Here is a 24,005-nt window from a genome sequence, read left to right on the forward strand (position 1 = left end):
AGAGCCACCGCGAGCCACCGCGAGCCACCGCGAGCCACCGCGAGCCACCGCGAGCCACCGCGAGCCACCGCGAGCCACCGCGAGCCACCGCGAGCCACCGCGAGCCGCTTTCGCAGGCCGCGCCGGGTTTCCCCGGTGAGACGTCCGTCCATTTTGGGTGATTTGCGGTAATTCAGTGAATAGTTGCTTTTCCGGCCAAGCAACTTGGATGCCCACTCATGGTGTCTTTCGGTCTAGGGTGACCAAACGGTTCATCCCTCACATCCACCCCGAAAGGATCACAGTGGACACCAAACGGAAGCACCTGATCCGGCTCGGCGCGGGCGTCGCGGCCGGGCTCGGTGCCGTCGCGCTCGTCTGGGCGGGCACCGCCTCTGCCGGAGCCGAAGAGAACTCCACCCAAAGCGACTTCGAAGCCCAGGTCATCGGCGGGCAGGAAGCCGAAGAGGGCCAGTACCCCTGGCTCGTCGGGCTCGGTTCGGCCGGGTCGGGCACCCCCTGGGAGAACCAGTTCTGCGGCGGCTCGGTCATCGCACCCACCGTCGTGCTCACCGCCGCGCACTGCGTCGAGAGCGACGCCCCCGAGGACCTCGCGGTCTTCTCCGGCTCGGTCGACCTCGAAGGCCCCGACATCGTCACCACCGGCGTGGCCGACATCCACGTCGCCGAGGACTACGAGAGCCCCACGCAGTTCGCGAACGACTGGGCGCTGCTGCTCCTGGCCGAACCGGTCGACGTCGAGCCGATCGCGCTCAACGCCGACCTCACCGAGTTCGACGCGTTCGAGACCGCCGGGTGGGGCCTGACCGAGGAGAACGAGTACCCGACCCTCGCGCGCTGGGTCGAAGTGCCCTTCGTGGACGACACCCAGTGCGCCGAGGCCTACCCCGACGAGCACGACGCGGCCTCGATGGTCTGCGCCGGCGACCTCGCCTCGGGCGGCATCGACGCGTGCTCGGGCGACTCGGGCGGCCCGCTCATGGCTGGGGCCGAGGACGGATCGCAGGTCCTGGCCGGGATCGTGAGCTGGGGTTACGGCTGCGCCGAGCCCGGCTACCCCGGGGTCTACTCGGAGGTCGCGACCTTCGTGCCCACCATCGAAGAGGTCGTCGCGGGTTGGGGTGCCGAGCTCTAAGTCGACAGCGGGCCGCCCCGGCAGGAGCGGGCCGCGCTGAACAGCCAGACGCGTCGGGCGGGACCGAGAGGTCCCGCCCGCGCCACGCCCGGTCTCGGGGGCTTTCGCAACCCTTCGGCCGTCCTTGTATACTCGGGGCGGCTCTGGTTCGACAGAGTTCGCGGGTGTAGTTCATTGGTAGAATGCGACCTTCCCAAGGTTGAGAGGCGAGTTCGATTCTCGTCACCCGCTCCAGATTTGCACGGCCGTCCCGGTATCGGGGCGGTCGTTTTTGGTTCTGTTCCGCCGCTTCCGCGTGATTTCGCCATCCACCTGCATCTATGCGTCGATACGGGTGCGCCCGTGAGATGCCGATAGAGACCCTCTTCACTTTCCTGGGAGCCGCGGGTACTATGACCGCATCGAAAGTTTCCGATATTTGTTCCGAAAGTTTCGGTGTGGTTCGGTCGTGGCCTCCCTTGGGCCGCAGCCGTCCCCTCCGCGCCGTCTCGGGCGGGACAAGTGTTCATCCCTCGAAAGGAACACTCCGATGCGAAACCCCTTGGGTCGGCCGAAAGCCCTGCTCGCAGCAGGTGCGGCCACCGCTCTCGCGCTGAGCGGTGCCGCGTGCGGCGACAGCGGCGAGAGCGACGCCGACATCACCTGGTGGCACATCCAGAACCAGGACCCGCTCATGTCCACCTGGCAGGAGTTCGCCGACGACTTCGGCGACGAGCACGACCTCAGCTTCGACGTCCAGGCCATCGAGAACCAGTCCTTCAAGGACCGCATGGGCCCGGCCTCGCAGTCCGGGGACGTGCCCGACGTCTTCCACACCTGGGGCGGCGGGGTCCTGGCCGAGCAGGTCGAGGCCGGGCTGGTCAAGGACCTCACCGGCCAGCTCGACTGCATCGACTCGATCAACCCGATCGCCTTGGAGGCCTACACGATCGACGGCAAGCTCTACGCCATGCCGTTCGACGCCGGGGTGGTCGGGTTCTGGTACAACATCGACCTGTTCGCCGAGGCGGGCATCGAAGCGCCGCCCCAGACCTGGGACGAGTTCCTCGCCGACGTCGAGGCCCTCAAGGCCGCCGGGATCGCCCCGATCGCCCTCGCCGGGGCCGACCAGTGGCCCGGGCACTACTACTGGACCTACCTGGCGATGCGCATCGTCGGGCTCGACGGCCTGGAGCAGGCCGCCGCGGCCGGGGACTTCTCCGGCGAGGGCTTCGAGCAGGCCGGCGACCTCGTCGCCGAACTGGCCGCGCTCGAACCCTTCCAGCCAGGCTTCGAGTCCGCCAGCTACGGCGAGGCCGACGGCCAGGCCGCGAACATGGGTGAAGGCGTGACCGCGATGGAGCTCATGGGCCAGTGGGCCCCGCAGGTCCAGCGCGACGCTTCGGGCACCGACGGGCCCGCCAACCTCGGGTTCTTCCCCTTCCCGACCGTCGAAGGCGGCGCGGGCGCGGGCACCGAATGGCTCGGCGGCGGCAACGGTTACGCCGTGGCGGCCGACGCGCCCGACGAGGCCGTCGAGTTCCTGTGCTACCTCATGGAGCCCGAGAACTACGCGAGGGCCATCGTGGACGGCAACCTCACCCCGGTCGCGGCCGACACCGAAGCGGTCGCCCCGGACCTGAACGCGGACGCGCAGAAGGTCGTCGAAGCCCTCGCCACGGCGACCGGCACCCAGCTCTACCTCGACCAGGCCTACCCGCCCGCGATCGGCGGCGTCATCAACGAGGCCACCGAAGGCCTGATCCTCGGTCAGATCACTTCGGAGGACTTCATCGAGATGGTCAACGCCGCTTGGGCAGCCGAAGCGTGAGCGTGAAGCTTTCGCCACCGGACTCCCCGGTAAGGCGCCCGGCCTTGGGTGCGGGCTCGCGCCCGCGCCGGGCCGGGCGCCCCGGCCCGGGGGTCCTGGCCTCGTTCATCGCGCCCAGCCTGGTCCTGTTCCTGCTGTTCGTGATCTTGCCGGTGCTGTTCGCCGCGTACGTCTCGTTCTTCCGCTGGAACGGACTCGGCGGGGTGCCCACCGACTTCGTGGGCCTGGACAACTTCCGGGCCATGCTCGGCGACGAGGTGTTCCTCGGCGACCTGTGGCGCCTGGGCCTGATCGTGGTCCTGTCGATCCTGGTCCAGCTGCCGCTCGCGTTCGGGCTGGCGATGCTCCTGCACCAGCGCTTCCCCGGCCGCACCGCGTTCCGGCTGCTGTTCTTCGTGCCGTACGTGCTCACCGAGGCCGTCACGGCCGTGCTGTTCCGGCTGGTGTTCTCGCCGCGGCGCGGCTTCGCCGACTCGATCATGGCCAACCTGGGCATCGACGCGCAGATCGGCTGGCTCTCCGACCGGGACATCGTCCTGTTCGTGATCTTCGGGATCTTGACCTGGAAGTTCTTCGGCTTCCACATGATCTTGTTCCTCGCCGGTCGCCAGAACATCCCCGACGAGCTGTACGAGGCCGCCGCGATCGACGGCGCGACCGGCGCTCAGGCGTTCCGCTCGATCACGCTGCCGCTCATGGGCCCCACGGTGCGTCTCATCATCTTCCTGTCGGTGATCGGCACCGTGCAGCTGTTCGACCTGGTGTACGTGCTCACCGGCGGCGGGCCGTTCCACGCCTCCGAGACCCTCGCGATCACCATGTACGAGCAAGGGTTCCAACGGGGCCAGATCGGCTACGCCTCGGCGCTGTCGATCGCGATGTTCCTGGTGAGCCTCGTGTTCGCGCTGTTCTACCAGCGCCTGGTGCTCAGCCGCGACCTCAAGGGCTCGCTCACCACCGCCGGAGGGAACCGCTCATGAAGGTCATCACGCGCCGCGCGCGCTTCCTGCGCAACACCGGTTTCTACGTGGCCGCGTTCATCACGCTCATCTTCGTGGCCACCCCGATCCTGTTCGCGCTCCTGGGCGGCTTCAAGGACAACCAGCAGCTGCGCGAGAACGCGCTGGGCCTGCCGAGCCCGTGGAACGTCGCGAACTACACCGACGTGCTCGCGTCGGACTCGTTCTGGCGGCAGGTCTTCAGCTCGGTGTTCATCGCCCTGGTGACCACCTTCCTGGTGGTGGGCTGCTCGGCGATGGTCGCGTTCGTGTTCGCGCGCTTCGCGTTCCGCGGCCGCGAGGGGCTGTTCACGCTGTTCGCGGCCGGGATGATGTTCCCGTTCGCGGTGGCGGTGCTGCCGCTGTTCATCATCTTGCGCACGTTCGAGCTGCTCAACAGCCCGCTCGGGGTGATCCTGCCGCAGGCGGCGTTCGGGCTGCCGATCACGATCATCATCTTGCGCACGTTCTTCCGCTCGATCCCCGGCGAGGTCGAGGAGGCCGCCACGATCGACGGCGCGGGCCCGTGGCTGTTCTTCACCCGCATCCTGTTGCCGATGGCGCGGCCGGTGCTGGCCACGGTGTCGGTGCTGGCGCTGGTCGGGTCGTGGAACTCGTTCCTGCTGCCGTTGGTGGTGCTCCAGAAGCCGACGTGGTGGACATTGCCTCTGGGCGTGACCCAGTTCAGCGGCCAGTACGCGTCGGACACGGCGAAGGTGCTGGCGTTCGTGATGCTCGCGATGCTGCCGGCGCTCTTGTTCTACGCGTTCGCCGAGCGGCATCTGATCAGCGGGTTGACCTCGGGCAGTACGAAGGGCTGACCCGCGTCGGAGGGGAAAGCGGACGCGAAGCGCGCTTCGCGTCCGCTTCTTCGTTCGCGGGGAACCGGTTCGGGGGCCTCGGCGTCTCAAGGGCATGAAACCGAGACTCCTCATCGCGCTCGCCGCGGTCCTCGCCGCCAGCGCGTGCACGTCAAGTGCCGAAAACAACGATTCCTCTCCTCCTGTGCCCTGGGTGCCGGCCTCGGCGCAGTTGGCGGCCTACGAGTCGTGCGACGACGCGCTCAAGGGCATCCAGGACGCCGCGGTCGCCGCGACCGAGGGTTGGGACCAGAGCAACGCCTACGGGCGCGAAGAGGCCGCGACCGGGGACCAGGCCGCGCCGCTGGGGGCCGATTCGGCGGGCGCTTCCAGCGCCGAGGCCGATCCGGGCTCGTTCTCGGAGACCAACAACGCCGTTGCGGGCGTTGACGAACCGGACCTGGTGAAGACCGACGGGGTGTTCGTGTACGCGGTGGCCGGGACTGCGCTGCGGGTGGTGGACACCCGGTCGGGCGAGGTGGTCGCCGAGCGGCCGTTCGATGAGTCCCAGTGGGGCCACCAGTTGTTCCTCGGGGACGACGAGCTGCTGCTGATGTACTCCGAGTACCACGAGCTGGGCGGTGAGCACCTCACCCAGTATTCGGACGAGTTCCGCATCGAGCGCCTCGATCCGACCACGTTGGAGGTGCTCGACGCGTTCGCGATGGACGGCTCGATGGTCGACGCGCGACTGGTCGAGGGCGAGGTGCGCCTGGCGGTGTCGACGCAGCCGCGGATCGACGAGGTGTGGGACGTGATGTGGAGGCAGGACGCCACCGAGGAAGATGTCGCAGAAGCGTTGCGCGAGACGGAGATCGAGGACTGGCTGCCGTCGTACTCGGTGAACGGCGAGGACGCCGTGGTGGACTGCGGGGAGGTCGCTCACCCCGAGCGGTTCTCGGGCTCGTCGGTGACGGTCTTCGCGCTGCCGGCCGACGGGGCGTGGGAGTCGGTCGAGCCGCACACCGTGATGGCCGACGGGGACACCGTGCACGGCACTGTGGACAGTCTCTATGTGGCGCACTTCGACTACTCCTGGGCCCCTGAGGAGCCGCAGAGCGAGACCGAGATCTACCGCTTCCATTTCGAGGACGGATCGCCGCGTCTGGCGGGCGAGGCGGCCGTGCCCGGTTCGCTGCTGAACCAGTACTCGCTGAGCGAGTACGACGGGCACCTTCGGGTGGCCTCGACCGAGTCGCCGAACTGGGGCTGGGCCTGCCCGGCGAACGCGTCGTGCGTGTGGGGCGGCGATTTCGCCGAGGAGGCCGCGCCGTCGAAGTCGACGGTGACAGTGTTCGCGGTGGGCGCGGGCGAGCTCACCGAGACCGGTTCGGTGACCGATCTGGGTGTGGGCGAGCAGATCTACGCGGTGCGGTTCATGGGGCCGGTGGGGTACGTGGTGACGTTCCGCCAGACCGATCCCCTGTACACAGTGGATCTGTCTGATCCGGCTGAGCCGGTGGTGACCGGGGAGCTGAAGATCACCGGCTACTCGGCGTACCTGCACCCGGTGGCCCCCGGGAGGCTGCTCGGGGTGGGCCAGGAGGCCACCGAAGAGGGCCGGGCCACGGGCCTCCAGGTGAGCCTGTTCGACACCGGCGCGGCCGAGGCGACGGTGCTGGACCAGTACTTCCGCGCCGACGCGTACTCCCCGATCGAGTACGACCCGCACGCGTTCCTGTACTGGGCCGAGGAGTCCGTAGCCGTGATGCCGTACACCCAGTGGAACTCCGACTACACCTACGAGACGGGCGCGGTGGTGCTGGCCGTGGGCGACGACTCGTTGGCCGAGGAGGCCGCGATCAGCCACGCGGGCAACGCGTCCGGCGCCCAGGACTACCAGTTGGAGATCACGCGCGCCCTGGTGATCGACGGGCAGCTGTGGACGGTGTCGAATTCGGGGCTCCAGGCGAACGCGCTCGGCGACTACGCGCAGACCGCCTGGGTGGCCTGGTAGCGGGCGCATGAGCGGGCCCGCACCGCGTTTCGGGTGGCGGTGCGGGCCCTTTCCTGGTTCCGGTCCGGTCAGCGGCCGAGGTTGCGGAAGCGGCGCACCCCCAGCGGCAGGAAGATCACCGTGATGACGACCGGCCAGATCACCGCCGCCATGAGCGCGTGCTGCTCGGGCCAGGAGCTCCCGGCGGCCACCGGGTTGCCGAAGAGCTCGCGGATCGCGGTGGCGGTGGCCGAGACGGGGTTCCACGCGGCGATGGTGCCGAGCCAGCCGGGCATGAGCTCGGGCGGGGTGAACACCGAGGAGACCATGCCGAACGGGAACGCGAGCGCGAACAGGTTCCCGGCCTGCTCGACGTTCTTGACCAGGAGCCCGATCCAGACGCCGACCCAGATGAGCGCGAACCGCAGCCACAGCAGCAGCACGAACGCGGTGAGGGTCTCCATGACCGTGCCCTCCGAGCGCCAGCCGATCGCCAGAGCGATGAGGAACAGCACGAGCAGGTCGATGGCGGCGTGGATGGTGTCGGCGATGTTGCGCCCCACCACGACCGCCGAGGAGGCCATGGGCATGGAGCGGACGCGGTCGATGAAGCCCTTCTCCTTGGCGGAGGCGACGGCCATGGCGGTGTTCATGAACCCGAAGGCCATCGTCATGGCGAACAGGCCCGGCATGGCGTAGGCGACGTAGTCGACCCCCGCGCCCTGGCCGGTGACGTCCATGGCCGAGCCGAAGACGTACACGAACAGGAGCACCATGACGATCGGGAAGCCGAGCTGCCACAGGAAGTTGACCGGTTGGCGCCACAGGTGGGTGAACTCCTGGCCGACGATGGTCCGGTAGTCGTGGAGCGTCCATTTCAAGCGCCCGGCGAGGGTCTCGTCGGGAAGCGGGGCGAGGGTGGTCACTGCCGTCCCTCCTTCGTTTCGGTGCCGATGAGTTCGAGGAAGGCCTCGTCCAGGGTCGGACGCCGCAGGCCGATGTCGGCGACGGTGAGGCCCCGGTCGCGCACGGCGGTCGCGGCGGCCGTCAAAGCGGCCACCGATTCCTTGACGGGCGCCGAGACGCTGGAGGCGGTCTCGTCGGCGGCGATCTCGCCGTCGGCGACGGCGGCGACGATGCCGTGCAGCGCTTCGAGGTCGGCGGTGTCGGCGGCGACGATCTCCAGCCGGTCGTGGCCCATGCGGCGCTTGAGCCCGGCCGGGGTGTCGTCGACGAGGTTGCGGCCGTGGTCGATCACGGCGATGCGGTCGCAGAGCCGGTCGGCCTCGTCGAGGTAGTGGGTGGTGAGGACGACGGTGGTGCCGTCGGCGGCCAGGCCGGAGACGGCGTCCCAGACCTCGCGCCGCCCCGCCGGGTCCAGGCCCGTCGTGGGCTCGTCCAGGAACAGGACCTGCGGGGCCAAGATCATGCTCGCGGCGAGGTCGAGGCGGCGCTTCATGCCGCCGGAGAAGCCCTTGGCCTGGCGGTCGGCCGCTTCGGTGAGGCCGAACTGGTCGAGGAGCCGGTCCGCGCGTTCGCGGGCCTGATGCTTGTTGAGCCGGAAGAGCTTGCCGAACAGGACGAGGTTCTGGCGGGCGGTGAGGACCTCGTCCACCGCGGTCTGCTGGCCGGTGAGGCCGATGCGGCGGCGGACCTGGCGGGCGTCGCGGCCGACGTCGAACCCGGCGACCCGGGCGGTGCCGGTGTCGAAGCGCAGGAGCGTGGTGAGGATGCGCACGGTGGTGGTCTTCCCCGCGCCGTTCGGGCCGAGGAGTCCCAGGACGGTGCCGGACTCGGCGGCCAGATCGAAGCCTTCGAGCGCGACGGTGTCCTTGTATCGCTTGCCGAGGTTCTGGGCCTCGACAGTCGTGGTGGTCATGCTTCCCTCCTAATCGGGTACGATGTACTCAATAATAGAGTACAACGTACCCGGTTAGCAACCGGGTTTAAGATGAGGTCCCTATGGCGACAGCACAGACCGGGGCGGGCGACCCCAAGCGCAGCTCAGAACTGCTCTGGCGAGCGTTCGGACCGCAACAGAGCAGGCCAGGACCCAAACCGAAACTCTCGGTCGAGCAGATCGTGGACGCCGGGATCGCGCTGGCCGACCGGGAGGGGCTCGGGGCGGTCAACATGCGGGGCGTCGCCACCGAACTGGGCGTGGGCACGATGAGCCTCTACCGGTACGTCCCGGGCAAAGGCGAACTGCTCGACCTCATGGTCGACACCGTCTCCGGGAGGGGCAACCCCGAACTCGAAACGGGCGCCCTGGGCTGGCGGAGCGTCCTGGAATACCTCGCGACCAGCAGCCTGGAGTTCTACACCGCGCACCCGTGGATGCTGGAGATCAACCAGCGGCGCCCCGTCCTGGGACCCGAGTCGCTGCGGGGCCTGGACTACGCGCTGGGGGCCTTCGACGGGCACGACCTGCCCGACCGCGAGCAGATCCTCATCGTCACGGCCGTGTGGGGCATCGCGACCGGGATCGCGCTGTCGTACCTGATCCAGGACACGCCCACCGAGCAGGGCGGGCCGGTCTCCTCCGAGGAGGAGTGGTGGGAGGTGCAGCTCCCCTACCTCCAGCGGGCCATGGAGTCCGGGCAGTTCCCGCGCATGGCGCGCATGGAGCAGGAGGCCGCGTGGGACATCACCGCCGAGATGGCCGTGAAGCACGCCCTCGACGCCTACCTGGACGGCATCGCCCCCCGCATGGAGGCGAGCCGGATCCCTAAGTCCACCTGAAGTACCAGGCCTTGGAGCGGATCATGTGCTCGGCGAGGTCTTCGAGGGTCGGGACGCCGGAGTCGAGCAGGTCGGGGCAGTACGCGTACGCCTCGCTCGCGACGGCGAGGGCCTCCTCGGGGCCGGGCGGGCGCGGGACGTACAGCTCGACCACGTCGTAGGTCATGGCGACCAGCTCGGCCTCGAAGCGGCGGTTCCAGCTGCGCAGGACGGCCGCGTGCTCGGCGCCGTACAGCTCCCAGTTGGTCGAGCCCTTCCACGGGAACATGGCCGGGATCTTCCAGCCCGCGTCGGCCTCGACCAGGCCGAGCAGGCCCTCGGACTGCGGGGTCGCGAAGTCGGAGTCGCCCCTCCGGGGCAGGATCGGGACCCCGCGGGCGGGCTCGCCGGCCTCGGCGGCCTTGTCGTGCAGCAGCTGGGGGGCGTCGATCTCCTCGGCGCGGGCGAGCTCGTCGTCGCCCTCGTGGATGATCGCCTCGCCGTTGTCGCGCCACTCCTCGGGCGCGCCGAGGAGGACGGGCATCCAGCCGGTCTGCTCGGCGGCCTGGCGGATGTCGAGCCACCAGCGCAGGGCCTCGGAGGCTCGGACGCCGAAGGCCCACATCGCGGTGTCGCCGCGGCGCACCAGCTGGTGCATCTTGGGGACGGCGAGCCCTGCGGCGCGCAGGTCGCCGCGGGGCGACCCGGCGATGTCGAGCTCCTCGGAGTCGATGCGCGGCATCATCTCGTCCCGGCCGGTCCCCTGGCGGGGCGGCTCGGGTTTGTCCAATGTGAGCAATTCGCGGCGGGGCCGCTCGGGCACGAAGATGTCGCCCGACCGCTCGGGTTCGGGCACCACGCTCAGATGCGGCTGCGGCGCTTCGATCTCGGGTTCAGGCTCGGGCTCCGGGTCGGGCACGAGCCTGAGGCCGGTGGCGACCGGCGTTGCGGAAACGATGCTGTCCTCCTCCTCGTCGCGAGCTTCCGGCGAGGTGTCCGGGCTCGACTCGTCGGGGGCGGCATCGTCGAGGGCACCCGAGGACGGACCGGGATCGGCCGCGGACTCGGGTTCAGGGGTCGATGAGGGTTGGGCGGCGGGATCTGGCACAGAATCTGGCGTGTCCCGGCGCCCCAACAGACGCTGGAGAAGTCCCACAGTTGACCATGATGCCCTGTCCCCCGCCCGAACGCCACGCCCACCCCCGATTCGATGAAGAGTTTCGTTGCGAGTGTCGCTCATCGGTAATACCATCGAAGGCATATACCGTCGAATGCATGAGCATCCCGTTCTCGATCGAGCTCGAACCAGAGGTGAGGAAGTGGCTGGAGACGCTGCCCAGATCCGAATACGACCGGGTCGAGTTCTACGGCGATCTCCTCGCCGAGCACGGCGAGGACTTGGGCGAGCCCTATACGCGGCACTTGGGCGGGAAGCTCAGAGAGCTGCGGTTCCACTTGCCGCAGCGGCAGGTTCGGATCACCTATTGGCTGGCCCCGGAGCGCCGGATCGTGCTGCTCACGGTCTTCGCGAAGACCCTGCCGCGGGAGCGGTCGGAGGTGGAGCGGGCGCGACTGGCGCAGGTCGTGTGCGAGTCGTGGCACGACCACGCGGCCGCCGTTTACGATCGAGACTGGGAGGAGCAGTGATGCGAGGGTCTGGGGATCACACCGAGTGGCGCCGCTCCGGCGGCCACTCCGAGGATTACGAGGACGCGCGTCGCGCGTTCCTGCTGGGACGCTTGGTCTACCAGCGCCGCAAGGAACTCGGGCTGAGCCAGGTCGAGCTGGCCGAACGGGCGGGCATGACGCAGCCGCAGCTCTCAAGGCTCGAAGGGGGCGGCGCGACGCCGACGATCCCGCTGCTCGAACGGCTCGCCGACGCACTCGAGGTGGAGCTCGTCATCGACTTCGCCCCGAGGATCGCGGCCTAGCGGCCGCGGCCTCGTTTGAAGAGCAGGCCGAAGAAGAAGGCGCAGGTCAGGATCACTACGAGGATGATCAGGAGTTTGAAGACGATCATGCTGGTACCTCGGTGGCGTCGGGGGTGGTCATCGTTCGACCCTGGTGAGGTGGGGGCGCTTGGGGGTGATCGCGTCGCCGCTGGACTTGCCGGTGAGACGGCGCTTGACCCAGGGGGCGAGGTGCTTGCCAGCCCATTGGACGCCGTTCATCTCGCGGCGGGGGCTGGGCAGGTCGGGGAGCGGCTGGAGCCAGGACGGGTCGGGATCGACCTCGAGCGCGCGGCACACGTTCTGGGCCACGCGCTGGTGGCCGAGGGTGCTCATGTGGAGGCGGTCGACCGACCACAGGCGCGGGTCGTCGAACGCGCGGTCCTCCCACAGGTCGACCAGGATCGCGTCGTGGCGCTTGGCGACGCGCTTGTAGGCGTCGTTCATGGTGACAAAGCGCTTGCGGATCATCGCCATGCCCGGGATGTGCGGCGATACGTCGGCGGCGGTGAAGAGGATGACCTGCGCGCCCGAGGCCTTGAGGAGACGCACCACCTCGTGGGCCCGCGTGGCCAGCGGCACCGGGTTGAAGCCCGGCCGCAGGGCGTCGTTGCTGCCCGCGGCGAAGGAGACCAGGTCGGGGCTCTGCTTGATCGCGGGGACGACCTGCTCGTCGACGATGCGGTCGAAGAGCCTGCCGCGGATGGCGAGGTTGGCGTAGGAGAAGCCCGGCCACCGCTCGGCGGCGCACCCGGCGAACAGGTCGGCCCAGCCTCGGAACCGGTCGCCGTGAGGGTCGGGGTCACCGAGCCCCTCGGTGAAACTGTCGCCGATGGCCACGAAATTCTTGTACTCCGCCGCCAATGCCCCACCTCCGATGTCGCCGTCCGCCAACCCGTTACCGCACGGGCGCTAGCCAGCATGGCTCACTGAGATAACGATCGGATTTCGATCAGGTGGCGAGCACGGCCACAGTCGTCTATCCGATACGACGCGATCGACGCTCACGATCCCCTCGACCTCCCCGCGGGCGAGGATCGCTCATCTGCGAAAACTGTCGTACCCGTAGGTCAGGGTTGTTGCGAGGGGGGCATCGTCTGTCCACTATGGAAGCCGAGCCTGCCTCAGGCTCCCGTGTACCAGAGGGCCGCGCCCGGCTCGACCCACCAGGTGCGCTTGCGGCGCAGCTCGTCCACCAGGCCGTCCTGGATGAACGTGACCGCGTCCTCGGGGTGGACGGCCACGGCCCGGCCGCGGGCCCGGCGCACCTCGATGCGCAGCTTCTTGCGCAGGCGGCCGACGGTGACCGGTACGGCGACGGCCACGTCGATCTTCCCGTCGGCGGGGTCGGGCTCGGCCAGGACCATGTCGTCGGTGGCCGCGTAGCCGTCGGCGTTGGCGACCACGCACGCGAGGATCTGCTCGCTGCCGTCGGCGAGCACCACGTCGTCGAGGTTGACCACGCCGCGCCAGGGCCGGTCGCCGCCGCCCAGGCGCACGCCGTCGACCGCGACGCCGCCGCCGTCGTGCCTCATGAGGTCGGTGCGCAGGACCGCGCCGCCGACCACGGCCTGAGCGACCTCGGCGGGCTTCTCGGGCAGGCCCAGGCGGGTCACGATCCCGGGCACGCCGCTCAGCGGCAGCACCGCGACGGCGGGCAGGTCGGGGATGGTGCGCCCTTCGGGCAGGCCCTCGGGCCGCTTGCTCGCGGCGGGCATGACGCGCCGCACCAGGCGCGCGATCACGGCGTTGACCTGCTCGTCCGATTCGGCGGCGAGCACGATCCGCTCGTCGGGGTCGTCCAGGACCGGGTCGATCTCCTCGGGTTTGGCGGCCTCGACGGTGCGCACGGCCGCGCCCAGCGACCGCAGCTCGTCGGCCAGGTGGAGCGCCTGCGTGCGCGGCCCCGGGTTGGCGCAGTTCGCCTCAAGGAGTGTCAACACCACAACGTTCACAGCCGCCACCTTACGGTGTGACGGGGACCCGATTCATACTGCTCAGCCCTGCTGAGACCCCGGATAAGCCCTTGCCAGTAGGCTTACCAGGTAATCGGGTGATCAACTTCCCGGGAGGATGGGCAGATGCCAGCGATCGCGGTCGTCGGAACGCAGTGGGGCGACGAGGGCAAGGGCAAGGTCACCGACCTGCTCGGTGCCGAGATGGACTACGTCGTGCGCTACCAGGGCGGCAACAACGCGGGCCACACGGTGGTCGTCCCTGACGGCACGAAGTACGCCATCCACCTGGTGCCGGTGGGCATCCTCACCCCGGGGGTGGTCCCGGTCATCGCCAACGGCGTGGTGGTGGACCCGAAGTTCCTCATCTCCGAGCTCGACGAGCTCACCGCGGGCGGCGTGGACGTCTCGAACCTCAAGCTCTCGGCCGACGCGCACCTGATCATGCCCCACCACCGGGCTCTCGACCGCGTGGTCGAGCGGTACCTCGGCGGGGCCCGCATCGGCACCACCGGCCGCGGGATCGGTCCGGCCTACGCCGACAAGGTCGCGCGCCAGGGCATCCGCGTGCAGGACCTGCTCGACCCCAAGATCCTCACGATCAAGCTGGAGCAGATCCTCAAGGAGAAGAACCAGATCCTCGTCAAGGTCTACAACCGCAAGGCGATCGACCCGGCCGCCGTGGTCGAGGAGTACCTGGGGTACGCAGAGCGGCTCAAGCCGTACGTGGCCGACACGCGCCTCCTGCTCAACAAGGCGCTCGAAGCGGGCAAGAACGTGCTCCTCGAAGGCGCGCAGGCCACGATGCTCGACGTCGACCACGGCACTTACCCGTTCGTGACCTCCTCGAACCCGACTACGGGCGGGGCGTGCGTGGGCACCGGCATCGCGCCGCAGAAGATCACCACCGCGATCGGCATCATCAAGGCCTACACGACCCGCGTGGGCTCGGGGCCGTTCCCCTCGGAGCTGTTCGACGAGTTCGGCGAGTTCCTGCTCAAGCGCGGCGGGGAGTACGGGGTGACCACGGGCCGGCGCCGCCGCTGCGGCTGGTTCGACGCGGTCCTGGGCCGGTACGCGGTGCGCGTCAACGGGATCACCGACCTGTTCGTGACCAAGCTCGACGTGCTGTCCGAGCTTGAGCGCGTGCCGATCTGCGTGGCGTACGAAGTGGATGGCGAGCGCGTGGACGAGATGCCCATGACGCAGACCGACGTGCACCACGCCAAGCCGATCTACGAGTACCACGACGGCTGGTACGAGGACATCTCCCACTGCCGCAAGTTCGACGAGCTGCCGCGCAACGCGCAGACGTACATCGAGCGCCTCGAAGAACTGTGCGGCGCGCAGGTGAGCGTCGTGGGCGTGGGCCCAGGGCGCGAGGAGAACATCATCCGCCACCCGATGATCTAGCAGCGCAAGCGAAACGGGCCCCGGCTACGCCGGGGCCCGTTTTTTCGCGGGTGCGGCGGGGCTCGGCCACGAGGGCCGCCTCGCCGTGGATCAGCGGCCGGTGCGGATGCCGGTCTTGGGGAGGACCCAGATCGCCGCGGCTGCGGCGGCGGCCGCGAAGGGGACCAGGAGCGCGAGCGGGTAGGCGGTGCCGATGCCGGTCTCGCCGAGGTTGCCGAAGTGGTCGGAGATGCTGGTGACCATCACGAACCAGGCGGTGGCGTGGTCGGGGCTGGGGGCCGAGAGGGCCTGCCAGAACACGTCCTGGGCGTTGGCGATGAGGACCGCGAGGAAGAACAGGGCCCCGATCGGCCAGGCGGCGCGGGTGAGCGTCCAGCGGGCGGCCCCGGGGGCGAGGCCGCCCGCGGTCATGGCCCTCTTGCGGTCCTCGAGGCCCCAGAACAGGGCGGTGAACAGGAACAGCGCGGGTACGGCTAGCCAGGCGCGCGGGGCGAGGGCCGCGAAGGTGCCGAGGGTCTCGGCCTCGCGCAGGGCCTGGTAGTGAGCGAGGCCGAGCGGGCCGGTGCCGACGAAGAGCCAGGGCGCGAACGGCAGGAGCAGCCAGCGGGAGGCCTCCCCGGCGGGGCGCAGGGCACCGATCGCGTAGCCTCCGACGGCGGCGCACGCGACGGCCACGACGGTGGTGATCAGGGCCGGAACCCAGGTGTCGAGGGTCGGGGTGGTGCCTTCGAACCGTTCGGAGGCGCCTTCGGTGATGCGGCTGAGCCAGGGCCACAGGCTGATCAGCGTCCCGGCCGCGAAGAGTCCGATAAGGAGGATCGAGGCGATGCCGGTGCCGATCTTGAACGGGCGGGGCTCGCCTGGTCCGGGGGCGACGTCGAGGCGGACGCGGGCGGCGGCGAACAGGACGGCCGCGCCGAGGCCGAGGACCGCGAGCCCGGCCAGAAGCAGGACCGCGATGGCCGAGGAGCGGCCGAAGTCCATCATCACGAAGCCGCTTTGGTACAGGTAGAGCAGCGGGGAGAAGGGCTGCACGCCGGTGATGGAGCTGAACGCGAACGTCTGGACTCCGGCGGCGACGAGCGCGAGGGCGGTGAGTCCGGCGGCGGTGAGGACGGTGCGCGAACGACGATGGGTGTCGTCGCCGCCGCGGAAGGCGGCGAGGCCCACGAGGAGCCCTGCGCCGAAGACGACGCCGCCGACGAGCGAGCCCCAGGTGCTCCAGTCCGCCGTGGCGAGCTCGCCGCCGTTGTCGCGGTAGCTCTCGAACGCGGCGATCTGGCGGGCGATCACCCAGGCGGCGGGCGCGAACGCGACGAGTGCGAGCGCGGCGACAACATTGGTGGCGGTCCGCATCCCGCGACCGGCTTTGTGGACGCACCAGGCGACGAGGAACGCGAGGACGGCGCCGGAAACGGCCGCACCGAACCCGAGGCCGAGCCCCAGGCCGAGGCTCTCGGCGAATCGAGTGTCGCCCAGGACGTTCGAGAAGTTCTCAGCCCCGACGAACTCGCCGTCGCCGAAGGGCGAGCCGGTTTCCAGGCTCATGTTGAGGGTGCGGATCGTGGGCATGACGTAGGCGACCACGAGCGCGGCGACGGGAACGATGAGAAGCAACCACCCGACGAGCGCTCGGACGCTGCCGGAAGGCGGCGGCACGGGAACCGGATGCGGCAGACTGGGAACGTGGGGCGGCTGCACGCCGGGGACAGGCGGCTGCGGCGGTTCGCCCGGGGCGGGCTGGCCCGGGGGCGGGACTTCCGATGAGGGCGTGGACATGTGGGCTTCCGCATCTCTGGGGGGCACAACGACGGCCGCTCCCGCAGAAGGGAGTGACACGCTCCACACTAACGGTGGCCCGCCAACGAAGCCGGGTCTCGGGCGGGCCGACCGGTGCGCGACCGCCGGGCCGTGCGATGGTTCGCCGAAGGTCCCCAAGCCCGCGTTCAGTCGCTGAACCGGGCGACGGCTTCGTCGACCAGTTCGCTGACCTGGTCGAGGGGGACGACACCGCAGTTGACGAGCCCCGCGAGACCCTGAAGGGTGGCGAGGAAGACCACGGAGAGCCGTACCGCGCCCCCGTCCGGCAGCAGCCCCTCGGCCTCGCTGCGTTGGAACAGCTGGAGTATCGGAGCGAAGGCGGACTCGGCACTCGTGCTCACCGCTTCGCCGCCCGGTCCGCGTTTGTGGGCGAACATCAACTCCAGGAGGTTCGCCTCGGCGACCGCGAAGTCGAGGTAGGCCTGCGCGACCGCTCGAAGCCGCCCGGGATGGTCGCGCTCGCCAGAGGCCTTCCGCAACCGGGTGCCGAGTCGGGTGAAGCCTTCGACCGCCACAGCGTCGAGAAGCTCCTGCCTGCCGGAGAAGTACCGGCGCGGCGCGGCGTGGGTGACACCGATGGTCGCCGCGATCTCGCGCAACGACAGCTCGGCGGCGCCCCTGTCGCGCACCACCGCCGAAGCTTCGTCCAAGACCGCTTGACGCAGGTTGCCGTGGTGATAAGGGCGGTAGGACGTCATGACGGGAGTCTATCAATGTACCCGTTGACAACATTGTTTCCAGCGGATACATTGAGGGTATGTCTACGCTCGCCTCACCTTCACAGATGCCGGATCAAACCGGCCGCACGATCATCGTCACCGGCGGCGGCAGCGGCATCGGCCGCGCCGCGGCGGCCGCGCTCTCCGCCAAGGGAGCGCGAGTCGTTCTCGCCGTCAGGGACCAGGACAAGGGCCGTGCCGCAGCGGCCACGATGGACGGCGAGGTGGACGTCCGTCCGCTCGATCTCGCCTCGCTGGCCTCGATCCGACGATTCGCCGCGGGCATCGACGGTTCCTTTTCCGTGCTCATCAACAACGCCGGCACCATGACCGATGAGTTGCGGCGCACCGCGGACGGCTTCGAGCTCCAGTTCGGGACCAACCACCTGGGGCACTTCGCGCTGACGAACCTGCTGCTGAACCGGATCACCGAACGGGTCGTGACCGTCTCCTCGACCGCGCACCGCTCCGCACGGATCGACTTCGACGACCCGCAATGGGAACGACGCAAGTACCGGCCGTTCGGCGCCTACGGTCAGTCCAAACTGGCGAACCTGCTCTTCAGCTTCGAATTGCAGCGCCGCCTGATCGCGGCCGGGTCGCCGGTGATCGCCGCCTCCGCCCACCCCGGTTGGGCTGCCACCGGCTTCCGGATCACCAGTGGCAGCCGACTCCTCGACGCACTCGCCGCGGCATGCACGCCCGCTCTCGCCCACGGTCCCGAGGGAGGGTCGCTGCCGACGCTGCTGGCGGCCGTCGGTGACGTCCCGGGAGGCAGCTTCATCGGCCCGAGCCGGTTCGGCGGCATCCGAGGACCGGCCGCGGTGACCGAGCCGTCCGCCGAGGCGAAGAACCCCGACCTCGCCCGCCGGCTCTGGGAACTCTCCGAACGCCTCACCGGCACTCGTTTCCCTCTACCGGCCATGACCGATCAGACAGCAGGCGGCACCGGCGCTTAGCCGGTCGGGTACGTCAGGGAGTGAGGATGATCTTGCCGTGGAGGCCTCCGCTGAAGGCGAGGTCGTGGACCTGGGCCAGATCAGCGAGGGGGCGGCGGTCGGTGATTCTCAAGTGCAGCTCTCCCGCGTCGACCAGGGCTGCGAGTTCGGCCAGTTGCGTTGCGTCGCTTCGGACTTCGACCCGGCTCGTGCGGATGCCGCGTTCGGGCTCCCGTGATGCGGGGACTGTGGCGTAGGCGAGGATGCCTCCGTCTTCGATCAGGTCGAGCAGCGCGGCCGTGTCCTCCGCAGTGGTGCGGACCAGTTGCAGCACCGCGTCGAACCGTTGGCCCGCAAGGGCTTCGGTGACCGCCTTCTCGGTGTAGTCCACGATCTCCTCCGCCCCGGCCTCGATGACGGCTTCCCTGCTGGCCGGGCTCGCCGTCGCCGTGACTTTCGCGCCTGCCCGGACCGCGAGTTGGATCGCCAAGCCGCCCAGCGCGCCCCCGCCTCCGTTGACCAGGAGTCGCTGGCCCGAGGCGAGTTCCAGGTTCTCGAACAGGGCCTGCCAGGCGGTGAGGCCCGAGACCGGCAGCGACGCCGCGTCGGCCAGGGGGATCGAGGTCGGGGCGGCGGCGAGGTGGTCGGCGGGGACCGCGACGTATTCGGCGGACGAGCCGAGGCCGGTGAACGGGAGCATCGCGATCACGGCGTCCCCTGCGCGCCAGTCGGTCACGCCTTCGCCGATCTCGGCGACGGTGCCGGACACGTCGAACCCGGGGATGTGCGGGAGGTCGACGGGGAACAGCTCGGTCACCAGCCCAGCGCGGATCACCACGTCGAGCATGTTGAGCGCGGTGCCCGCGACCGCGACGACGACCTGTCCGGGCCCGGCCTGGGGGCGGTCGACCTCCTCGTAGGCGAGGACGTCGCTGCCGCCGTGGGTGTGGAATCGCATGGCCTTCATGATGGGCCCCTCTCAGTCAAGTGCTTCGAGTTCGAAGTACTTGTTCACCGTAAACTGCTTCGAATTCGAAGCGCAATGATCGAAGCGCGTGACGATCGACACAATGCTTCGAATTCGAAGTAGATAGGATGGGGAGGTGACCGACGCCGAATTCGACCTCACGGCCTTCGACCCGCCCGACCCGGAGCAGCTGGAGGCCTACTTCGCGCTCATGGAATCGGCCACCCTGCTCCAGCACCACGTCGAGCAGCAGCTCCGCGCCGCGGGCGACATCTCCTCGGTCCAGTTCGAGGTGCTCATGCACCTGTTCAAGACCCGTCGGGCCACCATGACCGAGCTCGCCGACGGCGTGGTCTACAGCCGCAGCGGCCTCACCTACCAAGCGGGCCAACTGGAGAAGGCCGGGCTCGTGACCCGCGGCCCGAGCCCCGACGACGAGCGCGCCACACTCGTGACCATCACCGACGCCGGGATCGACGTGGTGCACCGGGTCCTCCCCGGCCACGTCCAGGTCACCCGCCGCCTGCTCTACGAAGCGCTCTCCGACGAGGACCTGCGCCGCTTGGGCGACATCATGGCCCGCGTGAGGGACCACATCAGGGAGCAGCCGCCGCGCTCGGCCGCACCGCGCAAGCGCTAGTCCGCCGCATATCCGATAGGATATATCCTATATGATATAGGATTTCAGCCGAGGACTTCGTCCAGCAGCTCGGCGCGGGCGTCCAGGTCGGCGACCTTCAGCGGCTCTGCCAAGTCGGGCGCGAACGTGGCGACGGCCGATCGAGCGGCGTCGGTGAAGTGGACCGTGCCGTCGGGGTCGATCCTTTCGACGCCGTCGCCTTTCGCGATGCGCTCGTTGAACGCGATCGCCTCGTCGAGCGGCTGGTCGGGGGGAAGGTCGAGCGCGACCTCGCCCGCCTCGATGCGCACCGGGTAGCCGCCGGGCAGGCCGTCCGGGGCCGGGACCGACCAGCGGAGCGTCCCACCCTCGGGCAGCAGCGCCTCCAGCACCGGGATCGCGGCGGCGGCCGTGACGAAGTTGCCCCGGCCGTGGGGCTCCAGGCCCGGCGGGCGGTAGGCGAGATCGTCGTCCCTCGTCCCGTCCTCGCCGAGGAAGACCCGGCACCGGTCCTGCGGGGACGCAGGCGGCCTCGCCTCCATCACGCCGTCGAGCTGGTGGTGGTGGGCGAGCACCCGCACCAGCGGCACCTCGGCCTGCGGGGCCTGGACGCGCAGCGCGGCCCGCGCGCGCAGCATCATCATGCCCGCGTTGCCGAGCCCGAGACGCGGGGCGTGCCCCACGGCCTTGAGGACCGGGCCGGTGACGTCGGGCAGGGAGAGGTTCGCGACCGGACCGGTGAAACCGGCCTGCTCGGCCGCGCGCATCACGTTGAGCACCACGGGAAGCTGGTACGGCAGCCGCAGCGCGAACCCGGCCGCGACCACGCCCCGCGCGGCGGCGTCGGTGCGGCCCGCGAGCGCCGAGGGGTTGCGCAGCGACGCGCATTGGACGATCAGGTGCGGGTGCACCCGGTCGATCAGGTGCGCCACGTCTTCGAGCCGGGTCGCGTCCACCTGCGCGGGCTCGACAAGGGAGCCTGACGCGGCGGCGATCGCGGCAGCCGCGTCTTCGACATTGTGGAGCGATCTGCTGGCGAGCACCAGCCGCTCGACCCGACCGCCCGTGGCCAGGCCCGCCGCGATCCGCTCCCCCATGTCGCCCAGGCCGATGATCAGCGCAGTAGTCATTTTCGGATCGTAGGCGAGAACGCCCTCGGCGGCCCCCGCATCGCCCGAACCGCCCACGCGTGGAGGAGCGGCGGCCGGACCGGGCGGCCGGGTTGCTACTGGTCGGACGGCTTGACCGGGCGGCTCGACCTTCCGGTGCGGCCGGTGAGTTCGGCGTCGAGGGTCTTCTGGGCGTTCGCCATGTGCTCGGCGTAGCCGGGGGCGTTCATGCGGGTCCAGAACTCCTCTTCGGGCACGTCCTCGATGTGGGACATGACCCACCAGATGTTGCCGAAGGGGTCGCGGACGCGGGCGCCTCGGTCACCCCAGGCGGCGTCGGCCAGTTCGGTGACCACAGTGGCTCCGGCCGCCACGGCCTTCTCGACCGCAGCGTCGGCGTCGGCGACCCAGATGCGCAGCAGCGAGGGCAGTTCGGGCCAGTCGGGGCGGCTGTCGAAGGCGAGGAGCATGGTGTCGCCGACCTTGATCTCGGCGTGGCCGATCCCGCCGTCCTCGGTGGGGACGCGGGCGGTCTCGACACCGCCGAAGACCTCGGTGACGAAGTCCAGCAGTTTCGCGGTGTCCTCGGTGACGACCCAGGCGGTGACGGTGGTGTAGCCCTCGGGCTGGAAGTTGACGGTGGTCATGTCGGCTCCTGTGCTAGTCCGTGATGATGCCTCGAGATTAGCAGAACGGAATTGTTCGTTCCAATCAGGGGACATGAACGCGGCCACCAGGGGCGCCGCCGTTCGCGCGGTCAGTCCAAGAGGTCGTGCTCCACCGCGACCGCCAGCGCGGCCGCGAGTCGTTCGGGGTCGGCGAGCAGGGCTTCGAGGAGCGTCGCCACCTCGTGCAGGGCCGCGCGGTCGGTGCCGTAGGCGCAGAACATGCCGCCCTCGGAGTCGAATCCGAAGCGCTCCAACACCGGCGAGTCGAGCAGGCTCGCGTGGATCGCGGACTGCCAGTCGTAGCCGCTGCCCTCAAGGCTGTGGGCGGCGAAGACCGGGCTCAGGTGGGCGTCGGCGGGGCCGCCGGGGCTGTAGATGATCGAGACGCTGTCGTCGTGCTCGACGAGTTTCGCGTGGGTGAAGGCGCTGAAGTCGGGGTTCGCAGTCATGGCCGCGAGCTTAGAGGGCGGCACCGACAACTCGTGATCGTGGCGCGCATCGACGCCTCTCGCTACAGTTGCGTCTCGGAGGTGAGCCGTGCGCAGAAGTTCGGAATGGGTTGTCGTCGAGCGCAGTTCACCGACCCGCCGGATCTCCGCGCTGGTGCTGTACGCCCTCGCGTGCGCGGTCGTGATCGGGACGCTGGCCGCTCTGGTGCGGACCGAGCCCTCGACCCTGGACTCGGGCGAGCCGAACCCGGTGGCGGCGCTGCCGGGGTTCTTCACCGCGATAGGGGCGCTGGGAGCGGTGTGCTTCCTCGTGCCGCTGGTGCGGCCTCCGAAGCTGAGCGTGAACCATTTCGGGCTGCGGGTGCGCCCGGGGTTCGGCAAGAACCTCCTGATCCCCTGGAGCAACGTCGAGGAACTGGCCGCGATCCACGTGGGGTCGCGGCGGCGGGGAACCTCGTATCTGCTGTTCGCGGCCGACGTGTACCTGGGGCGCGGGGGCTCGGACCGGCCCGGGTTCATCGGGCGGTCGGTGCTGCGGGAGGCCAACCGGGCCACCGAGGGCCTCGTGGCCGGGTTCGACCTGGCCGTGCGGTGCAAGGACTTCGAACCCGAAGCGCAGCAGCTCTTGGCGCGGCTGGCCTCGTACGCGCCGGGGCACGTGCAGGTCGTCGACCGGCTCTGAGCGGCCGGGCGCAGGTCACAACCCGGAACGGGCGCCTTGCGTAGCTTGCGGTAAATGCCGGTCCCTGCCGGGCCCGGGTCGTCCGTACACTGGAAGCCACCTGGCGCCCACCCCTGGCGCGAGGTTCCTTCAACGCCTCGGCGCTCCAGCGCCGGGGGACCGACCAGCGCTTGGGGGCACCAGTGGCGGCGATCCGGGACGAGGGCCTGCGGGCGACCCTGGCCACGATGGCGCCCGGGACCGCGCTGAGGGACGGCCTGGAGCGGATCCTGCGGGGCCGCACCGGCGCCTTGATCGTGGTCGGCTGCGACACGCTGGTGGAGCAGATCTGCACGGGCGGTTTCGAGCTCGACGTCGAATTCTCGGCGACCCGGCTGCGGGAACTGTGCAAGATGGACGGTGCGGTGGTGCTGACCACCGACGGGTCGCGGATCGTGCGCGCCGGCGTCCACCTCATGCCCGACCCCTCGATCCACTCCAACGAATCGGGCACCCGCCACCGCACGGCCGAGCGGGTCGCGATCCAGACCGGGCTCCCGGTGATCTCGGTGAGCCAGTCGATGCACACGCTCGGGCTGTACCTCGGCGGCATCCACCACCTGCTGGAACCCTCCACGCAGATCCTCTCGCGCGCCAACCAGGCTTTGGCGACCCTGGAGCGGTACAAGCTGCGGCTCGACGAGGTCGCGGGGAACCTGTCGAGCCTGGAGATCGAGGACCTGGTGACCGTGCGGGACGCGGTCACGGTGCTCCAGCGGCTGGAGATGGCCCGGCACATCGCCGACGAGGTCGAGGGCCACGTGATCGAGCTGGGCACCGACGGGCGGCTGCTCGCGCTGCAACTGGACGAGCTCATGGCCGGGGTCGACGCCGACCGCGAGCTCATCGTCCGCGACTACCTGCCCGAAGGCGGCGACCACCGCAAGGCGCTGCACGCCGTGGACGAGATGGGCTCGCCCGAGCTGCTCGACCTGGTCGCGGTCGCGCGGTCGCTGGGGTACCCGTACTCCCCGGACGTGCTCGACCGGCGGGTGAGCCCGCGCGGGTACCGGATGCTCGCGAAGGTGCCGCGCCTGCCCGAAGCCGTGATCGAACGGGTCGTGGGCCATTTCGGGGCCCTGCCGGAACTGCTGGGCGTCACGGTCGAGCAGTTGCAGGACGTGGACGGGGTGGGCCCGGGCAGGGCGCAGAGCATCCGCGAATCGCTCACGCGCCTCGCGGAAGTCTCGATCCTCGACCGGTACCTCTGAGCCCGA

Annotated in this window: 24 protein-coding genes and 1 tRNA gene; 14 read left to right on the forward strand and 11 right to left on the reverse strand. The window is 69.8% G+C overall.

Annotation, left to right across the window (positions count from 1 at the left end):
* The first annotated feature begins 283 nt into the window (after nt 1-283).
* The 6 genes from AB0B28_RS05225 to AB0B28_RS05250 all read left to right on the forward strand — a co-directional run bounded on the left by AB0B28_RS05225 (nt 284) and on the right by AB0B28_RS05250 (nt 6,760).
* Nucleotides 284-1,135, forward strand: coding sequence for a serine protease (locus tag AB0B28_RS05225; RefSeq protein ID WP_360116780.1), 852 nt, complete (start codon nt 284-286; stop codon nt 1,133-1,135).
* Between the two features lie 160 nt (nt 1,136-1,295).
* A tRNA-Gly gene (locus tag AB0B28_RS05230) sits at nt 1,296-1,369 on the forward strand.
* Nucleotides 1,370-1,664: 295 nt separating this feature from the next.
* Entirely contained in the window at nt 1,665-2,945 is a 1,281-nt protein-coding gene (locus AB0B28_RS05235) for an extracellular solute-binding protein (RefSeq protein ID WP_360116783.1), read from the forward strand.
* Between the two features lie 44 nt (nt 2,946-2,989).
* A complete protein-coding gene (locus tag AB0B28_RS05240; protein WP_360116786.1) occupies nt 2,990-3,925 on the forward strand; it encodes a sugar ABC transporter permease in 936 nt (311 codons plus the stop codon).
* Nucleotides 3,922-4,764 carry a carbohydrate ABC transporter permease gene (locus AB0B28_RS05245; protein ID WP_360116790.1) on the forward strand — a complete coding sequence of 281 codons (843 nt, stop codon included), beginning with the start codon at nt 3,922-3,924 and terminating at the stop codon, nt 4,762-4,764. The genes AB0B28_RS05240 and AB0B28_RS05245 overlap by 4 nt, the downstream gene beginning before the upstream one ends.
* 94 nt (nt 4,765-4,858) lie before the next feature.
* Nucleotides 4,859-6,760 carry a beta-propeller domain-containing protein gene (locus AB0B28_RS05250; protein WP_360116793.1) on the forward strand — a complete coding sequence of 634 codons (1,902 nt, stop codon included), beginning with the start codon at nt 4,859-4,861 and terminating at the stop codon, nt 6,758-6,760.
* A gap of 68 nt (nt 6,761-6,828) precedes the next feature.
* Here the strand turns inward: AB0B28_RS05250 and AB0B28_RS05255 are convergent, their stop codons facing one another.
* Together AB0B28_RS05255 and AB0B28_RS05260 are read right to left on the reverse strand one after the other, a co-directional pair.
* On the reverse strand, nt 6,829-7,665 hold the full coding sequence (locus AB0B28_RS05255) for an ABC transporter permease (RefSeq protein WP_360116796.1): 837 nt from the start codon (nt 7,663-7,665) through the stop codon (nt 6,829-6,831).
* Nucleotides 7,662-8,618, reverse strand: a complete 957-nt coding sequence (locus AB0B28_RS05260) for an ATP-binding cassette domain-containing protein (protein ID WP_360116799.1) — start codon at nt 8,616-8,618, stop codon at nt 7,662-7,664. Before AB0B28_RS05260 ends, AB0B28_RS05255 begins: the two co-directional genes overlap by 4 nt.
* An 83-nt stretch (nt 8,619-8,701) precedes the next feature.
* On the opposite strand from AB0B28_RS05260, the gene AB0B28_RS05265 reads away from it, so the two are divergent.
* Nucleotides 8,702-9,481 carry a TetR/AcrR family transcriptional regulator gene (locus AB0B28_RS05265; RefSeq protein WP_360116802.1) on the forward strand — a complete coding sequence of 260 codons (780 nt, stop codon included), beginning with the start codon at nt 8,702-8,704 and terminating at the stop codon, nt 9,479-9,481.
* On the opposite strand, the gene AB0B28_RS05270 is transcribed toward AB0B28_RS05265, so the two are convergent.
* Nucleotides 9,468-10,568 carry a DUF4253 domain-containing protein gene (locus AB0B28_RS05270; protein WP_360116805.1) on the reverse strand — a complete coding sequence of 367 codons (1,101 nt, stop codon included), beginning with the start codon at nt 10,566-10,568 and terminating at the stop codon, nt 9,468-9,470. The two genes, AB0B28_RS05265 and AB0B28_RS05270, sit on opposite strands and share 14 nt — an antisense overlap.
* A 167-nt stretch (nt 10,569-10,735) precedes the next feature.
* Between AB0B28_RS05270 and AB0B28_RS05275 the strand changes: the two genes are divergently transcribed.
* Together AB0B28_RS05275 and AB0B28_RS05280 are read left to right on the forward strand one after the other, a co-directional pair.
* Entirely contained in the window at nt 10,736-11,107 is a 372-nt protein-coding gene (locus AB0B28_RS05275) for a type II toxin-antitoxin system RelE/ParE family toxin (protein WP_360116808.1), read from the forward strand.
* Nucleotides 11,107-11,391, forward strand: coding sequence for a helix-turn-helix transcriptional regulator (locus AB0B28_RS05280; RefSeq protein WP_360116811.1), 285 nt, complete (start codon nt 11,107-11,109; stop codon nt 11,389-11,391). The genes AB0B28_RS05275 and AB0B28_RS05280 overlap by 1 nt, the downstream gene beginning before the upstream one ends.
* Nucleotides 11,392-11,508: 117 nt before the next feature.
* On the opposite strand, the gene AB0B28_RS05285 is transcribed toward AB0B28_RS05280, so the two are convergent.
* A complete protein-coding gene (locus tag AB0B28_RS05285; RefSeq protein ID WP_360116814.1) occupies nt 11,509-12,273 on the reverse strand; it encodes an SGNH/GDSL hydrolase family protein in 765 nt (254 codons plus the stop codon).
* A gap of 260 nt (nt 12,274-12,533) precedes the next feature.
* Nucleotides 12,534-13,364 carry a hypothetical protein gene (locus AB0B28_RS05290; protein ID WP_360116817.1) on the reverse strand — a complete coding sequence of 277 codons (831 nt, stop codon included), beginning with the start codon at nt 13,362-13,364 and terminating at the stop codon, nt 12,534-12,536.
* A gap of 126 nt (nt 13,365-13,490) precedes the next feature.
* Here AB0B28_RS05290 and AB0B28_RS05295 point away from each other — a divergent pair, with 126 nt between their 5' ends.
* Complete coding sequence (locus AB0B28_RS05295; protein WP_360116820.1) at nt 13,491-14,777, forward strand: adenylosuccinate synthase; 1,287 nt, start codon at nt 13,491-13,493, stop codon at nt 14,775-14,777.
* 90 nt (nt 14,778-14,867) lie between these two features.
* On the opposite strand, the gene AB0B28_RS05300 is transcribed toward AB0B28_RS05295, so the two are convergent.
* Together AB0B28_RS05300 and AB0B28_RS05305 are read right to left on the reverse strand one after the other, a co-directional pair.
* Entirely contained in the window at nt 14,868-16,394 is a 1,527-nt protein-coding gene (locus tag AB0B28_RS05300; RefSeq protein ID WP_360116823.1) for a hypothetical protein, read from the reverse strand.
* Between the two features lie 329 nt (nt 16,395-16,723).
* Nucleotides 16,724-17,296 carry a TetR/AcrR family transcriptional regulator gene (locus AB0B28_RS05305; RefSeq protein ID WP_360116826.1) on the reverse strand — a complete coding sequence of 191 codons (573 nt, stop codon included), beginning with the start codon at nt 17,294-17,296 and terminating at the stop codon, nt 16,724-16,726.
* An 86-nt stretch (nt 17,297-17,382) separates the two neighbouring features.
* Here AB0B28_RS05305 and AB0B28_RS05310 point away from each other — a divergent pair, with 86 nt between their 5' ends.
* Nucleotides 17,383-18,276: an oxidoreductase gene (locus tag AB0B28_RS05310; RefSeq protein WP_360116829.1), complete on the forward strand. Its 894-nt coding sequence runs from the start codon at nt 17,383-17,385 to the stop codon at nt 18,274-18,276.
* A gap of 13 nt (nt 18,277-18,289) precedes the next feature.
* Here AB0B28_RS05310 and AB0B28_RS05315 read toward each other — a convergent pair whose 3' ends face one another.
* Nucleotides 18,290-19,222, reverse strand: coding sequence for an NADP-dependent oxidoreductase (locus tag AB0B28_RS05315; RefSeq protein ID WP_360116832.1), 933 nt, complete (start codon nt 19,220-19,222; stop codon nt 18,290-18,292).
* Between the two features lie 211 nt (nt 19,223-19,433).
* On the opposite strand from AB0B28_RS05315, the gene AB0B28_RS05320 reads away from it, so the two are divergent.
* The gene (locus tag AB0B28_RS05320; RefSeq protein WP_360116940.1) at nt 19,434-19,862 is read left to right on the forward strand and encodes a MarR family transcriptional regulator; all 429 of its coding nucleotides are present in this window, start codon (nt 19,434-19,436) and stop codon (nt 19,860-19,862) included.
* Nucleotides 19,863-19,906: 44 nt separating this feature from the next.
* On the opposite strand, the gene AB0B28_RS05325 is transcribed toward AB0B28_RS05320, so the two are convergent.
* From AB0B28_RS05325 to AB0B28_RS05335, 3 genes are all read right to left on the reverse strand, one after another.
* Nucleotides 19,907-20,971 carry a KR domain-containing protein gene (locus tag AB0B28_RS05325; RefSeq protein WP_360116835.1) on the reverse strand — a complete coding sequence of 355 codons (1,065 nt, stop codon included), beginning with the start codon at nt 20,969-20,971 and terminating at the stop codon, nt 19,907-19,909.
* A 95-nt stretch (nt 20,972-21,066) separates the two neighbouring features.
* Nucleotides 21,067-21,597: a VOC family protein gene (locus tag AB0B28_RS05330; protein WP_360116838.1), complete on the reverse strand. Its 531-nt coding sequence runs from the start codon at nt 21,595-21,597 to the stop codon at nt 21,067-21,069.
* Between the two features lie 110 nt (nt 21,598-21,707).
* Nucleotides 21,708-22,067: an Imm51 family immunity protein gene (locus AB0B28_RS05335; RefSeq protein WP_360116841.1), complete on the reverse strand. Its 360-nt coding sequence runs from the start codon at nt 22,065-22,067 to the stop codon at nt 21,708-21,710.
* Between the two features lie 88 nt (nt 22,068-22,155).
* Here AB0B28_RS05335 and AB0B28_RS05340 point away from each other — a divergent pair, with 88 nt between their 5' ends.
* Together AB0B28_RS05340 and disA are read left to right on the forward strand one after the other, a co-directional pair.
* Nucleotides 22,156-22,749: a hypothetical protein gene (locus tag AB0B28_RS05340; RefSeq protein WP_360116844.1), complete on the forward strand. Its 594-nt coding sequence runs from the start codon at nt 22,156-22,158 to the stop codon at nt 22,747-22,749.
* Nucleotides 22,750-22,976: 227 nt separating this feature from the next.
* The gene (disA, locus tag AB0B28_RS05345; RefSeq protein ID WP_360116943.1) at nt 22,977-23,999 is read left to right on the forward strand and encodes a DNA integrity scanning diadenylate cyclase DisA; all 1,023 of its coding nucleotides are present in this window, start codon (nt 22,977-22,979) and stop codon (nt 23,997-23,999) included.
* The last annotated feature ends 6 nt before the right edge of the window (nt 24,000-24,005 follow it).

Origin of the sequence: Glycomyces sp. NPDC046736 (genome assembly GCF_040645615.1) — a bacterium.
Classification (GTDB): domain Bacteria; phylum Actinomycetota; class Actinomycetes; order Mycobacteriales; family Micromonosporaceae; genus Glycomyces.

Bases quoted from the DNA above. Each gene is read 5' to 3' on its own strand.
- AB0B28_RS05325 (WP_360116835.1), bottom strand. From the start codon at position 20,971: ATGACTACTGCGCTGATCATCGGCCTGGGCGACATGGGGGAGCGGATC.
- AB0B28_RS05335 (WP_360116841.1), bottom strand. From the start codon at position 22,067: ATGACTGCGAACCCCGACTTCAGCGCCTTCACCCACGCGAAACTCGTC.
- AB0B28_RS05295 (WP_360116820.1), top strand. From the start codon at position 13,491: ATGCCAGCGATCGCGGTCGTCGGAACGCAGTGGGGCGACGAGGGCAAG.
- AB0B28_RS05280 (WP_360116811.1), top strand. From the start codon at position 11,107: ATGCGAGGGTCTGGGGATCACACCGAGTGGCGCCGCTCCGGCGGCCAC.
- AB0B28_RS05320 (WP_360116940.1), top strand. From the start codon at position 19,434: ATGGAATCGGCCACCCTGCTCCAGCACCACGTCGAGCAGCAGCTCCGC.
- AB0B28_RS05310 (WP_360116829.1), top strand. From the start codon at position 17,383: ATGCCGGATCAAACCGGCCGCACGATCATCGTCACCGGCGGCGGCAGC.
- AB0B28_RS05250 (WP_360116793.1), top strand. From the start codon at position 4,859: ATGAAACCGAGACTCCTCATCGCGCTCGCCGCGGTCCTCGCCGCCAGC.
- AB0B28_RS05330 (WP_360116838.1), bottom strand. From the start codon at position 21,597: ATGACCACCGTCAACTTCCAGCCCGAGGGCTACACCACCGTCACCGCC.
- AB0B28_RS05265 (WP_360116802.1), top strand. From the start codon at position 8,702: ATGGCGACAGCACAGACCGGGGCGGGCGACCCCAAGCGCAGCTCAGAA.
- AB0B28_RS05260 (WP_360116799.1), bottom strand. From the start codon at position 8,618: ATGACCACCACGACTGTCGAGGCCCAGAACCTCGGCAAGCGATACAAG.
- AB0B28_RS05305 (WP_360116826.1), bottom strand. From the start codon at position 17,296: ATGACGTCCTACCGCCCTTATCACCACGGCAACCTGCGTCAAGCGGTC.
- AB0B28_RS05235 (WP_360116783.1), top strand. From the start codon at position 1,665: ATGCGAAACCCCTTGGGTCGGCCGAAAGCCCTGCTCGCAGCAGGTGCG.
- AB0B28_RS05275 (WP_360116808.1), top strand. From the start codon at position 10,736: ATGAGCATCCCGTTCTCGATCGAGCTCGAACCAGAGGTGAGGAAGTGG.
- disA (WP_360116943.1), top strand. From the start codon at position 22,977: ATGGCGCCCGGGACCGCGCTGAGGGACGGCCTGGAGCGGATCCTGCGG.
- AB0B28_RS05315 (WP_360116832.1), bottom strand. From the start codon at position 19,222: ATGAAGGCCATGCGATTCCACACCCACGGCGGCAGCGACGTCCTCGCC.
- AB0B28_RS05245 (WP_360116790.1), top strand. From the start codon at position 3,922: ATGAAGGTCATCACGCGCCGCGCGCGCTTCCTGCGCAACACCGGTTTC.